Below are 13,685 nucleotides of genomic sequence, written 5' to 3'. Positions count from 1 at the left end.
CGCTCGTTACTCCACCAGCTTAACAGGTATAGTGTTGAGATCCCACTTCCAGCGTTCGGCTGTGACGGTGACCGGGATCATATCAATACAATCAACCGGACAGGGTTCAACACAGAGATCGCAACCGGTACATTCGTCGGCGATCACGGTGTGCATTTGTTTCGAGGCACCCAAAATCGCATCCACCGGGCAAGCCTGAATACATTTAGTGCAGCCGATACATTCCTCTTCCCGGATAAAGGCCACGCGCTTTACTGCGACTTCCTGGGCGGCATTTAACGGCTTAGCTTCTACCCCAAGCAGTTCGGCCAACTTTTTAATCGTCGCTTCACCGCCTGGTGGACACTTATTAATATCATCACCATTGGCGATCGCTTCGGCATAGGGCCGACAGCCGGGGTAACCACATTGGCCACACTGGGTTTGTGGCAGGATATCGTCAATCTGCTCGACCAGTGGGTCACTTTCTACTTTAAAACGAATCGCTGCATAGCCGAGCAGAGCACCGAATAATAAGGACAGCACGCCAAGCGCGAGCAGAGCATTTAACAATGTCATAACGCTTTCACCAAACCGCTAAAGCCCATAAAGGCTAAAGACATCAGCCCAGCGGTAATCATCGCGATTGCTGCACCACGAAACGGCACGGGGACATCAGCGGCGGCTAAACGTTCGCGCATCGCGGCGAACAGCACCAGTACCAGCGAAAATCCTACGGCGGCGCCAAAGCCGTAAAGTGCAGAGTTGATAAAGTTATGCCGGGCATTGACGTTTAACAGCGCAACACCTAATACAGCGCAGTTAGTGGTGATAAGTGGCAAGAAGATGCCTAACAACCGGTACAAACTGGGACTGGTTTTATGGACTACCATTTCGGTAAATTGCACCACCACGGCAATAACCAGTATAAAGCTCAGGGTGCGTAAATAAAGTAAATCCAGCGGACCCAGTAAATAGGTATCGACCAGGTAGCTACAAATCGAGGCCAGGGTCAATACGAAAGTTGTGGCCATAGACATACCGATCGCCGTTTCCAGCTTACCGGAGACCCCCATAAAAGGGCAGAGACCGAGAAACTTTACCAATACGAAGTTATTGACCAGGATGGTACTGAGCAACAACAGCAGAAATTCAGTCATAAGGATATGTTACGTAAGTTAGGGCCTATATTATGCTACCTTGGCACAGGGCTTACAACCCGATAAAACAAAGGGTTTTACCTTTCAGTAAAACCCTCGTGGCTTAAAGTCGCGTTGGCTTTACATTGGTGTCGGTTTGCCGATGTAATAGCCCTGATTACCGTCGATGAATAACGACTCCAGCATATGTTTCTCTTCCTGAGTTTCGACGCTTTCGGCGAATACCCCTACGCCAATCCGGTGCGCCAGATCTATCATTAACCGCATAAAGTATTGATTGTTCTTGTCACTATCGATATGTCGGGTATAGCTACCGTCCATTTTCACGTAATCCGGTTTCAAATCACGGAAAAACTTAAAGGAGGTAATGCCAACGCCAAATTTTTCGACGGTAATACGCGCACCAGCACGGTGTACCATATCAATAAAACGCTTACTGGTCTTCAGGTTTTGTTGTAAACCAAACTCAGACACTTCAAACACTAGCTTGGAAGCAATATTGGCATCTTTTAATAACCGCCGCTCCAGCCAGATCACAAATTGATCGTCATGCACAGTACGCGGTGACAGATTAATGCCAAAATACTGGTCTTGCATATTGCGCTCTTTAATGGTTGTCAGCGCAGTTTCGATAATCATCCGGTCAACAGCAATAATTTTATCCAGTTTCTCCGCCATCGCTAAAAAGGATGCCGTTGGCAGGATTTGGTCTTCATGCGTTTTAAAACGCACCAGGATCTCGGAGTAGGCTTTGGCGGCGCGACTCGATGGCTGAATGCTTTGCAGCAACAACGTCAGGCGGTTATTCGTTAGCACATCTTCAATCACATTACGCCAGTTTTGATTGCCATAGCTGTTACTGGCATTTTCCAGACCACTACTTTCTTTTTGCAGGTGCCAAGCATTCGGTTGTTTAGTTTGTGCCAGGCTGATTGAGGTATCGGCAGTAGCCAGCAATTCCCCCAGAGCTTTGCCTGTCTCATAACTGACAAGACCGGTGTAGGCCACTGAATCGAGTTCAGCTAACTTCTGATACTCGTTAAAACGGCTTTGCAGCTGCAGCGCAAAGTTCTCCGCCTCTTTGGCGGTAACTCTCGGCAATAAAATACCGACATCTGAGCTGTTTAAACGGAACAAGGCAGCATTTTTGTAGGTTGCGGTAACTTTCTTAATAATGTCGGCAACCTGACTGACGTAGTTGTCACCTTCCTGAAAGCCCCGGGTTTGGTTAAGGGTTTGCAGTTCAGTACAGCGAGTGATCGCAAAAATGCCAAAGTCAGTTTGGCTGTCACCTTTGCTAAATTCTTCGTAGGTTTGTACAAAGCGATTCCGGTTCGGCAGACCAGTTACCTGATCCTTATAGGCAGCTTCAGCGATTTGCTGCGCATCCGAGGTCATTTTTTCGTACTGCTGACGGGTATGGGCAGCTAAGCGTTGCAGTGCCTGGGCCAGATCATTAAATTCAGCCGGTAGTTTCTGAAATGCTTGATTATCCGGCTTTTGCTGATTTAAGAAGCCTTCAATAGCATGATTAACTGCTTCTGCGGCCCGGCGATATTTGCGCTCCATACTGCTTTTTACAAAAAACACCGGTAACCAGCCCAACAGTAACGGCAGGAAGACGATTAACCATAAATGGTTCTGCAAAGCCTGTAACTGTTGTTGTGGGTTAAGTTCAAAGCGGACACGAATTTCCTGCTGTTCGTCACGTACTGTTTGCGCCTGAAATACCTTACCACTCACGGTAAGCAAGCGTTGCATCAAATTTGGCTGACTTGGTGCGCTGTTTTGCTCATAAAGGATAGTGCCATCCAGTTTACTGATTTGCAGGCTCTTTAACGCCAGACTGCGCTCCAGCTGACGACTTAGTGCTTTACCGTCAGAGATAATCTGGCCGCTAAGCATTTGTTCCACCACGATCTGAGCCTGCGTTTCCTGTTGTTGTAACTGCTGCTTGCCGAATTGCAGAAACGCCAGCACAAGAATAACAACCAATAATAATGCAGCAACAAGTTGTGCAATGAGTAGCGTTCGAAAATTCTTCATAATTCCTTACCACCGGACATAGCATTATCCCTGAAAGAAGCTTGGAAGGTCAGTGTTGCAGATATTGTCTATATTAAAGCAAAAAAAACTTTAAAAATAAATAAATAACCTTGATTTGACGCCAGCGTGAGGTAAATGTAAAAACAGTTTAGGCTTGGTGCCTGACAGAAGTAAAGTGGCTCCCCAGACTGGACTCGAACCAGTGACCTACGGATTAACAGTCCGCCGCTCTAACCAACTGAGCTACTAGGGAACAGAAAGGTATTCAGGATTTGGCTCCCCAGACTGGACTCGAACCAGTGACCTACGGATTAACAGTCCGCCGCTCTAACCAACTGAGCTACTAGGGAACGCTGAGAATGCTTTGAGGGATTGGCTCCCCAGACTGGACTCGAACCAGTGACCTACGGATTAACAGTCCGCCGCTCTAACCAACTGAGCTACTAGGGAACAGAAAGGTATTCAGGATTTGGCTCCCCAGACTGGACTCGAACCAGTGACCTACGGATTAACAGTCCGCCGCTCTAACCAACTGAGCTACTAGGGAACGCTGAGAATGCTTTGAGGGATTGGCTCCCCAGACTGGACTCGAACCAGTGACCTACGGATTAACAGTCCGCCGCTCTAACCAACTGAGCTACTAGGGAACAGCATTCAACGGGGCGCAATACTAATGCCAGCCAACAAGACTGTCAACACTTTGCCAAGCTGATTTTCAGCCGAAGAGTTCACTTGCATAGAGTTTCGCCACTATGCTGCTTTTGCCAGCGTTTTCTGCCGCTATCGTTGCTGTTGCATTGCCAGTTAGCTTGTCGCAAAAGGGTTGGCGTAAGTTACTCACAGAAGCTGTGGATAAGTCTGTGAGTTATAGGTTATCTGTTGCCGCTAAGCCTTACACTGGATGGCTTTGGCTCGGGTCAAGTACTTTGCGATGAATTTTTTATGTCTTTAAATACAATGGCTTATGAAATTTGCTTATGACAATAGTTCGCTGTCGTTGCCAAGAGGAGCCGCAGCGCATGATTTGTCAGCAATGTGTACTTTATCCGGACGATCATAGCTAAATAAGCCTGATCCATGGTAGCGGGCGCCAAATTTGACTACAATAAGCGGCCCTTATGCTGCAGTGTGTATCATGTCAGAGACCAAGCCTTCTGTTAATCCGTTACTTAGCGCCGAAATCGCACCTTTGATGCAACGTCTGACCTGGCCGGTGCTAGGGGGCATGTTAACGCTAATGAGTTTTAATCTGGTCGATACGTTTTTTATTAGTCTGTTAGGGACTGACCAATTAGCGGCGATCAGTTTTACTTTTCCTGTTACTTTTATGATTATCAGCCTGGCGATTGGCTTAAGTATCGGGACTTCCGCTTTGATTGCTAAAGCCCTGGGAGCCGGGGCTACCGAATCAGCCAAGGCCGATAGCTTGGCAGCACTCTGGTTATCGGCCTTATTGGTGACGATTCTGGCGCTGCTTACCGCATTATTTCTAAAGCCGCTGTTCACTTTGTTAGGTGCACCTGCCGCTATTCAACATTATATTGACGACTATATGCTGGTCTGGCTGGCCGGTTCAGTGTTACTGGTCACACCAATGATTGGTAATGCTATCTTACGGGCGGCAGGGGAAACAAAAATCCCCAGCCTGGTGATGGCCAGTGGCGGCTTAGTAAACGCTGTGCTGGATCCACTACTTATTTTTGGTCTTGGGCCTTTCCCAGAGCTTGGCATGCAAGGTGCGGCGCTGGCGACGGTGATTTCCTGGTTAACCGGTTTCTTATTTATTCTGTATTGGCTTAGCGTTAAACGTGGCCTTTTGGACCGCATCTGGTTACCTGTACCGATAATGCTCGGCATCTGGCGCCGGATTTTACATATTGGTTTGCCGGCTGCAGCGGCGAATATGTTAACGCCGGTCGCTATGGCGATTTTGACAGCTATAATGGCCAGTTATGGACCACAAGCCGTTGCCGCCTTGGGTGTGGGGATGCGGCTGGAGAGCATTGCCTGTTTGGTGGTACTGGCGTTGTCGATGACGTTGCCACCAGTGGTAAGCCAGAATTTCGGTGCGGGGCAGTTGGGACGGGTGCAGCAAGCGTATCTGACCTGTTGTCACTTTGTGTTGAAGTGGCAGGCCGCTGTCTATTTGTTACTGGCCTTGCTGGCGTATCCAATCGCTGCTGCTTTTACCCGGGACCAACAGGTCGCAACCTATATTCATTATTTTATTTGGCTGCTGCCATTATCTTATGGTTTACAGGGTATTATTATTCTGACCAATTCGTCATTTAATGCCTTACACCTGCCGGCTAAAGCAATGATTCTAAGCCTGATCCGGTTTTTCGTTTGTTATATTCCGCTGGCCTGGCTGGGCGGTAAACTGGCCGGCGTTCCCGGGGTTTTTATCGGTGCTACCCTGGGTAATCTGTTAACCGCGGGTTTGGCGTATCATTGGTTTCGACAAGTTGTGCAACGTTATCAGTAGGGAGTGTTATGTCACGCGCATTTGAATTAGTGTCGGATTACCAGCCGGCAGGCGATCAACCTGAAGCGATTCGCAAGCTAGTTGAGGGTCTGGAAGCTGGCCTGGCGCATCAAACCCTACTTGGCGTCACGGGTTCCGGCAAAACCTTTACCATGGCGAATGTGATTGCGAAAGTCGGGCGGCCCACTTTGATCATGGCGCACAATAAAACGCTGGCGGCACAGCTATACGGTGAGATGAAAGCCTTTTTTCCGCATAACTCGGTAGAGTATTTTGTTTCCTACTACGATTACTATCAGCCGGAAGCTTATGTGCCGTCGACGGATACCTTTATTGAGAAAGATGCGTCCATCAATGAACATATTGAGCAGATGCGTCTATCGGCAACCAAAGCGCTGATGGAGCGTCGTGACGTCGTCATTATCGCCTCGGTCTCTGCCATCTATGGTCTGGGTGATCCCCAGTCTTATATGCAGATGTTGCTGCATTTAAAGCAGGGCGATATTGTCGATCAGCGTTTTATCCTGCGCCGCCTGGCTGAGCTGCAATATACCCGTAATGATTTGGCTTTTGAGCGCGCTACTTACCGCGTGCGTGGTGAAGTGATCGATATTTTTCCGGCGGAATCGGATGATATCGCGGTGCGGGTAGAGCTGTTTGATGAAGAAATTGAGCGAATTAGCTTATTTGATCCTTTAACAGGTGCTGTTGAGAAAATTGTCACCCGCTTTACGGTTTATCCAAAAACCCACTATGTCACGCCACGCGAAACCATTTTAGCGGCCGTCGAGCAAATTAAAGTCGATTTGGCTGCCCGGCGTCAGGAGCTGTTAGCCGCGAATAAATTGCTGGAAGAGCAGCGGATCGCGCAGCGCACCCAGTTTGATATCGAAATGATGGTGGAGCTGGGCTATTGCTCGGGCATCGAAAACTATTCCCGCTATTTGTCTGGTCGCGAACCCGGCTCGCCGCCACCAACCTTGCTGGAATATTTTCCGGCAGATGGCCTGATGTTTATCGATGAGTCACATGTCACCATCTCGCAAATTGGTGCCATGTATAAAGGCGATCGCTCGCGTAAAGAAAACCTGGTGAATTATGGTTTTCGCTTGCCATCAGCATTGGACAACCGGCCATTGAAATTTGAAGAATTTGAAATGATCGCGCCGCAGCGAATTTATGTTTCCGCCACACCGGCGGCCTATGAGCTGGAACATTCCGCCGGCGAAGTCGTCGAGCAGGTGGTCAGGCCAACCGGGCTGGTGGATCCGGAAATTGAGATCCGGCCGGTAGCGACCCAGGTTGATGATTTGATGTCGGAAGCGATACGACGGGCAGAGCGGAATGAACGAGTACTGGTGACTACCCTAACCAAAAAAATGGCCGAGGATTTAACTGAGTATCTGAGCGAACATCAAATCAAAGTGCGTTATCTGCATTCAGATATTGATACCGTCGAGCGGATGGAAATTATCCGTGACCTGCGACTTGGTGTTTTTGATGTGTTGGTTGGGATTAACCTGCTACGGGAAGGTCTGGATATTCCGGAAGTATCGTTGGTGGCCATCCTGGACGCCGATAAAGAGGGCTTTTTACGCTCTGAGCGTTCATTAATTCAAACCATCGGTCGCGCGGCGCGTAACCTCAGTGGCCGCGCCATCCTCTATGCCGATCGCATCACCGATTCCATGCAACGGGCAATTTCTGAAACAGAGCGGCGGCGTGCCAAACAGCAAGCGTTTAATGCCTTGCATGGTATTGCGCCTCAAGCCATTAAGAAAAAAGTGGCCGATGTGATGGATTTGGGGCAGGCGCCGCAGCAGGGTGATACTAAACTCCGACAGGTGGCGGAGCAAAGCCGGTTGCGGCAGGGCAAAACGCCTTATCAGTTGCAGGCGGAAATTAAGCAACTGGAGCAAAAAATGCTGCAGCATGCCCGCGATCTGGAGTTTGAGCAGGCAGCGGCGTTACGGGATCAGATCCACCAACTAAAGCTGTTATTGCTCGAATTACCGGCAGATTAAGTGGTGGCTGCTTAAAGTCTAAACGTTTTCATAGGGTTATTCAGTTTTCATTAAGTTGCAACGCCTAAGATGCGCTCAGTTGCACAATATCAATGGAAAACTGACTAAGTGAGGTCAACTATGAAACGTACTTTAATCGCCACCGCTTTATCTCTGTGTTCTGCCGGCGCGCTGGCCAACAGTTTTCAACACCAGACCAACCTGGATTATCAATGGGGCGACATCCTTAATGCTGAGCTGGATAGCTACAGCTTGTCTCATCAGTTTTATTTAAGCCCGGTACAAACCCCGAATAATATGCCTCGTGCAGAAGCCGGCTTTTTAAGCCGTAGCAGCAGCCTGTTATTCGGTTATCAGTACAATCAGTTTGATTTTGGTACCCTGGGCAAAACCAGTTTAAGTGGCTGGAGTCTGGGCGGCGAATATCGCGACGTTAGCCATAATTTCTATGCCAGTTTGTTATGGACTGAGCTGAACAATAGTGATGACCGCGTCGGTCAGGCTAGCCTGGGTTACTATGTTGACCCGAGCTGGTTAGTGAAATTAGATGTTGAGCATCTGCGTCCGGATGGTGACGGCAGTACCACCCAGTACGGTATTAGTACCAAAAAGTTAATGACGCTGGCGCATGGTGATTTTATCAATATTGAAGCCAGCTATATGGATTTAGCTGACAGTTCGCTGGGCCGCTTTGGCGTCGCTGCTGATTACTATTTTGGTCAGAATGTGTCATTAGGCCTGGCCTATGACTGGACCACCAAAGGGGTATTTGATCCGGAAGCGGATGCCTTTACCGTTCGCGGTCAGTGGTATGCGTTGCCCAATTTGGCGCTGCGTGCCGGTGTAACCTTTGATAGCGTTGATACCGGCGATGATTTATTTCATCTGGGTGCCAGCTTCCGTTTCTAAGTTCTGCAACCGTTCTTGCTGATGTTGGGGGCCTTTGGCCCCCTTTTTTATCCTTTACTGGCTATATAGTTAGGCCCCAATCTTGCCAGGCTTGCTGTGCCAGCTGCTCCTGAAACTGTGGTGCAGCGATGGCAATCAAAGCTTTAGCGCGTTCGGTCAGGCTGCGGCCCCGTAATTGTGCAATACCATATTCGGTAACAATATAATTCACATGAGCTCTCGTCGTTACCACACCGGCACCGGGTGTTAACAGTGAGCTAATGCGCGAGACTGTGCCACCCGCAGCGGTAGCGGGTAGAGCAATAATAGCGCGGCCACCTTCAGATAAACTGGCGCCGCGGACAAAATCCATCTGACCACCGACACCGGAATAGATCTTAGTACCGAGTGAATCGGCACAAACCTGACCGCTAAGATCAACCTGCAGCGCACTGTTAATCGCCACCACTTGCGGATTCTGGCGGATCACTGCCGTATCATTGGTATATTCCACATCTAAAAACACGACCTGTGGATTGTCATCGACAAAATCATACAAGGCTTGTGAGCCCATCGCGAAGGTGGTGACAATCTTACCGCGGTGCTTTTTTTTGTTTTGATTGGTAATGACGCCTTTGGCAATCAGTGGCAGTACGCCATCGGAAAACATTTCGGTATGGATCCCCAATCGCTGGTGCGATCCGAGGCAGGCCAGAGTCGCATCCGGGATAGCACCGATGCCCATTTGCAAACAATCGCCATCGCGGATCAGGCTGGCAACGTGCTGGCCAATTTGCCGGGTTACCGGATCCAATTCCGCCGGCAGATGCAGCGGCATCGGTGCACTAAATTCGACATAACGGTTTATTTGACTTAGGTGAATAAAAGAATCGCCATGGGTACGCGGCATTTGCGGATTAACCCAGGCGATCACTTTTTTCGCCATTTGCAGCGCGGCCCGGGTGGCTTCGACCGAAATGCCTAAGCTACAGTAACCATGTTTATCGGGCGGCGACACCTGAATTAATGCTGCATCGAGAGGTTGCTCACCACTGCGGAATAGTTTGGGAATTTCAGACAGAAAAATTGGTACATAATCTGCCTGACCGCACTGAATGGCATTACGGGTACTGCTGCCAACAAAGAAGCAGCGCTGACGCAGATGGCCTTGTAGCTCGGGTTGGCACAAGATTTCGCTATGTTCGGTATGTAGCTGTAGCAGTGTAAGGTTCTGATAGCGTGGTGCCAGTTTCGCCAGGGCCTGTAACAAGAACCATGGCGTGGCGGCCATAGATTGACACCAGATTTGCTCATGATCGGCGAGGATACTTAACGCCTGTTCGGCGGTTGCACAGCGCATAGCGGCTCCTAAGTGTACTAAAACCTTAGTGTAGCTGCTTTTGTGTTTAGCAAAGCTGATAGCGATCAAGTCGCAGCCATAAAAAAGCCCCGCACGGGGCGGGGCTGTTTCGAAAAGCGGCAATTACTTGTTAGCTTTCTTTTCTTTTTCTTTGGCGATAACCACTTCAGCCACGTTGTTTGGACATGGTGAGTAGTGATCGAATTCCATTGAGAACTGACCACGACCAGAAGTCATAGTACGCAGGTGGCTGATATAACCGAACATCTCGGCCAGTGGTACGTGCGCTTTAACGCGAACGCCCATAGCGCCTGATTCCTGGCCTAAGATCATACCACGACGACGGTTCAGGTCACCGATCACGTCACCGATGTTGTCTTCTGGTGTGAAAACGTCGACTTTCATGATTGGCTCTAACAGCTGTGGACCGGCTTTCGGCATAGACTGACGGAAAGCGCCTTTAGCAGCGATTTCGAACGCGATAGCTGATGAGTCAACAGCGTGGAAACCACCGTCGAACAGCTCAACTTCAACGTCCAGTACCGGGAAGCCTGCCAGAGGACCAGTAGCCATCATTTCTTTAAAGCCTTTCTCGATAGCCGGGAAGAATTCCTTCGGAACGCTACCGCCCACTACGGTTGACTTAAAGGTGTAACCGGTATTGACTTCACCCGGACGGATGCGGTAGTCGATCTTACCGTACTGACCAGAACCACCAGACTGCTTCTTGTGCGTGTAGCTGTCTTCGATTTCACGGGTAATGGTTTCGCGGTACGCAACCTGTGGTTGACCTACAATCAGCTCAACGCCATAGGTACGCTTCAGGATGTCAATCTTGATATCCAGGTGCAGTTCACCCATACCTTTGAGGATGGTTTCGCCAGAGTCCTGATCAGTTTCAACGCGGAAAGTTGGGTCTTCAGAAACCAGACGGCCGATAGCCACGCCCATCTTCTCGATAGCGCCTTTATCTTTTGGCTGTACAGCGATAGAGATTACCGGCTCTGGGAATACCATTGGTTCCAGTGTACATGGGTGTTTCACGTCACACAGGGTGTGACCGGTTTGCACGTTTTTCAGACCGATCAGCGCGATGATGTCACCGGCTTGAGCCGTGGTTAAGTCGGTACGGTCGTTAGCATGCATTTCTACCATCCGGCCAACGCGCTCGGTTTTACCGGTGAACGAGTTCAGAATGGTATCGCCTTTGTTCAGTACGCCTGAGTAGATGCGGATAAAGGTCAGGGCGCCGAAACGGTCGTCCATGATTTTGAACGCTAAAGCACGGAATGGCTCGTCGGCAGAAACGATAGCGTACTGGCCAGTTTCGTTACCTTCTTCGTCAGTCAGTGGCTGTGGATTAACTTCAGTTGGCGCTGGCAGATATTCAACTACGCCATCCAGCACCAGTTGCATACCTTTGTTTTTGAAGGCTGAACCACAGAAGGTTGGGAAGAATACCAGGTCACGGGTACCTTTACGGATACAACGCTTAACGTCTTCAATTGAAGGCTCTTCACCTTCCATATAAGCCATCAGCAGTTCGTCGTCCATTTCCAGCGCGGTTTCGATCAGCTGTTGACGGTACATTTCAACGTCATCAGCCATATCAGCAGGCACGTCGGTTACAGTGTAGTTTTCAGGGATACCTGAATCATCCCACACGTAAGCTTGCTTGGTTAACAGGTCAACCACACCTTTGAAAGTTTCTTCACGACCGATTGGTAACACCATGATAAGTGGGTTAGCACCCAGTACTTTTTTAACCTGTTCAGTTACACGGATAAAGTCAGCACCGATGCGGTCTAATTTATTAACGAAAATCAGACGAGATACTTTAGCGTCGTTCGCGTAGCGCCAGTTGGTTTCTGATTGTGGTTCTACACCACCAGAGCCACAGAATACGCCGATACCGCCGTCCAGAACTTTCAGTGAACGGTATACTTCTACGGTGAAGTCAACGTGACCCGGGGTATCGATAACGTTGAAACGGTGACCTTTCCAGTAACAGCTTACAGCCGCTGACTGGATAGTGATACCGCGCTCAGCTTCCTGTTCCATAAAGTCGGTAGTCGATTCACCTTCGTGAACTTCGCCCAGCTTATGGATTTTACCGGTTAATTTCAGGATCCGCTCAGTGGTAGTGGTTTTACCGGCATCAACGTGCGCGAAGATACCAATGTTTCTATATAAGGATAAATCTGCTGACATAGTAGTCTCTATAAGCTAGGGTTTGAAAATTAGGGCGACAATATACAGGATTTTTTTTCAGTTTGCCCGAAAAAAAATCAGTGAAATTTGTTAAATTTCTATGTAACTGTCAATTCTTCGGCACGCTGTGTTATTCGACCAGCGTTGCCCATAAATCATATTCATCCGCATGTTCTAACACCGCCTGCACCAGTTGACCTGGTTTTAGGCTGGTTTCACCATTCAGATACACAGCACCATCAATCTCCGGCGCATCAGAAAAACTACGGCCAATAGCGCCTTCGTCGTCCACTTCATCAATCAGCACACTGATGGTGCGGCCGACTTTAGCTTGCAAGCGCTCAGCACTAATCGCTTGCTGTAGCTGCATAAAACGATGGTAACGCTCTTCTTTTACATCCTCTGGCACCGGATCCGGCAGCTCGTTGGCTTTGGCACCGTCGACCGGGCTGTACTTAAAGCAGCCAACCCGATCCAACTGCGCTTCTTGCAGCCAATCCAGTAACAGCTGGAAATCTTCTTCGGTTTCACCCGGGAAGCCGACAATAAAGGTGGAACGGATAGTCAGATCCGGGCAAATTTGCCGCCATTTCTTGATCCGCTCCAGTACCTTTTCCGCCTGTCCCGGCCGTTTCATCAATTTTAAAATCCGTGGGCTGGCGTGCTGGAACGGGATATCCAGATAGGGTAATACTTTACCTTGCGCCATCAAAGGAATAATGTCATCGACATGCGGATAGGGATACACATAATGCAGCCGCACCCAAATGCCCATTTCGCCCAGCGCTTCGCACAGCGATTGCATTGAGGTTTTTACCGGCTGACCATTCCAAAAGCCCGTGCGGTGTTTCACATCAACGCCATAGGCACTGGTATCTTGCGAGATAATCAACAGTTCTTTTACGCCGGCGTTTTTCAGGCGCTGCGCTTCATCCAGCACTTCACCAATCGGCCGGCTGACCAAATCACCGCGCATTGACGGAATAATGCAGAAAGTACAGCGGTGATTACAGCCTTCAGAAATTTTTAAATACGCATAATGCTTCGGCGTCAGTTTTACACCGTGGTCCGGCACCAGCATGGTAAAGGGATCATATTTCGGCTTCGGCACAAACTCATGCACCTGCTTTAGCACATTCTCATAACTGTGCGGGCCGGTAATCCCCAGTACATTAGGGTGCACTTCACGAATTTCATCTTCCCGGGCGCCTAAACAGCCGGTGACAATAACCTTGCCATTTTCCGCCAGCGCTTCGCCGATGGTGTCTAAGGATTCCTGCACCGCAGAGTCAATAAAACCGCAGGTGTTCACGATGACCAGCTCGGCATCATCATAGCTTGGTACGATATTGTAGCCTTCAGCTTTAAGTTGGGTCAGGATCCGCTCTGAGTCGACCAGATTTTTCGGACAGCCGAGCGAAACAAAGCCTATTTTGCTGCCCGTGCCGTTGCTGGCTTGTTCGGCTAAGGTTTTGGCCGGGGTATCCAGCGTGGTGGTTTGGCTGGGATCGAATGTCTGAACGCTCATAGTT

At 49.3% G+C, this 13,685-nt stretch carries 9 protein-coding genes and 5 tRNA genes; 3 read left to right on the top strand and 11 right to left on the bottom strand.

The window, feature by feature from the left end; genetic code table 11:
• Window positions 1-6 precede the first annotated feature (6 nt).
• The 8 genes from rsxB to AAY72_RS12900 all read right to left on the bottom strand — a co-directional run bounded on the left by rsxB (window position 7) and on the right by AAY72_RS12900 (window position 3,832).
• Window positions 7-558 (bottom strand): electron transport complex subunit RsxB, encoded by a 552-nt coding sequence (rsxB, locus tag AAY72_RS12935; protein WP_008983744.1) that lies wholly within the window; start codon window positions 556-558, stop codon window positions 7-9.
• Window positions 555-1,139, bottom strand: coding sequence for an electron transport complex subunit RsxA (rsxA, locus tag AAY72_RS12930; protein WP_008983743.1), 585 nt, complete (start codon window positions 1,137-1,139; stop codon window positions 555-557). Before rsxA ends, rsxB begins: the two co-directional genes overlap by 4 nt.
• Window positions 1,140-1,259: 120 nt before the next feature.
• Window positions 1,260-3,185 carry an EAL domain-containing protein gene (locus tag AAY72_RS12925; RefSeq protein ID WP_057787998.1) on the bottom strand — a complete coding sequence of 642 codons (1,926 nt, stop codon included), beginning with the start codon at window positions 3,183-3,185 and terminating at the stop codon, window positions 1,260-1,262.
• A 176-nt stretch (window positions 3,186-3,361) separates the two neighbouring features.
• Window positions 3,362-3,438 (bottom strand) — tRNA-Asn (locus AAY72_RS12920).
• A gap of 20 nt (window positions 3,439-3,458) precedes the next feature.
• Window positions 3,459-3,535, bottom strand: a tRNA-Asn gene (locus AAY72_RS12915).
• Window positions 3,536-3,558: 23 nt separating this feature from the next.
• Window positions 3,559-3,635 (bottom strand) — tRNA-Asn (locus AAY72_RS12910).
• A gap of 20 nt (window positions 3,636-3,655) precedes the next feature.
• Window positions 3,656-3,732, bottom strand: a tRNA-Asn gene (locus tag AAY72_RS12905).
• A gap of 23 nt (window positions 3,733-3,755) precedes the next feature.
• Window positions 3,756-3,832, bottom strand: a tRNA-Asn gene (locus AAY72_RS12900).
• A gap of 488 nt (window positions 3,833-4,320) precedes the next feature.
• Here AAY72_RS12900 and AAY72_RS12895 point away from each other — a divergent pair.
• The 3 genes from AAY72_RS12895 (at window position 4,321) to AAY72_RS12885 (ending at window position 8,603) form a co-directional block, all read left to right on the top strand.
• The gene (locus tag AAY72_RS12895) at window positions 4,321-5,670 is read left to right on the top strand and encodes an MATE family efflux transporter (protein ID WP_008983741.1); all 1,350 of its coding nucleotides are present in this window, start codon (window positions 4,321-4,323) and stop codon (window positions 5,668-5,670) included.
• Window positions 5,671-5,678: 8 nt separating this feature from the next.
• Window positions 5,679-7,694 (top strand): excinuclease ABC subunit UvrB, encoded by a 2,016-nt coding sequence (gene uvrB, locus AAY72_RS12890; RefSeq protein ID WP_057787996.1) that lies wholly within the window; start codon window positions 5,679-5,681, stop codon window positions 7,692-7,694.
• A gap of 120 nt (window positions 7,695-7,814) precedes the next feature.
• Entirely contained in the window at window positions 7,815-8,603 is a 789-nt protein-coding gene (locus AAY72_RS12885) for a putative porin (RefSeq protein ID WP_008983739.1), read from the top strand.
• Between the two features lie 61 nt (window positions 8,604-8,664).
• Here the strand turns inward: AAY72_RS12885 and AAY72_RS12880 are convergent, their stop codons facing one another.
• The 3 genes from AAY72_RS12880 to rimO all read right to left on the bottom strand — a co-directional run bounded on the left by AAY72_RS12880 (window position 8,665) and on the right by rimO (window position 13,681).
• Complete coding sequence (locus tag AAY72_RS12880; RefSeq protein WP_057788079.1) at window positions 8,665-9,942, bottom strand: acetyl-CoA hydrolase/transferase family protein; 1,278 nt, start codon at window positions 9,940-9,942, stop codon at window positions 8,665-8,667.
• A 123-nt stretch (window positions 9,943-10,065) separates the two neighbouring features.
• A complete protein-coding gene (gene fusA, locus AAY72_RS12875; RefSeq protein WP_057787994.1) occupies window positions 10,066-12,153 on the bottom strand; it encodes an elongation factor G in 2,088 nt (695 codons plus the stop codon).
• 130 nt (window positions 12,154-12,283) lie between these two features.
• Complete coding sequence (rimO, locus tag AAY72_RS12870) at window positions 12,284-13,681, bottom strand: 30S ribosomal protein S12 methylthiotransferase RimO (protein ID WP_057788076.1); 1,398 nt, start codon at window positions 13,679-13,681, stop codon at window positions 12,284-12,286.
• Window positions 13,682-13,685: the final 4 nt, after the last annotated feature.

This window comes from Alishewanella sp. WH16-1 (assembly GCF_001441695.1).
Lineage (GTDB): Bacteria > Pseudomonadota > Gammaproteobacteria > Enterobacterales > Alteromonadaceae > Alishewanella > Alishewanella agri.
This window is presented reverse-complemented; position numbering and strand designations above follow the sequence as displayed.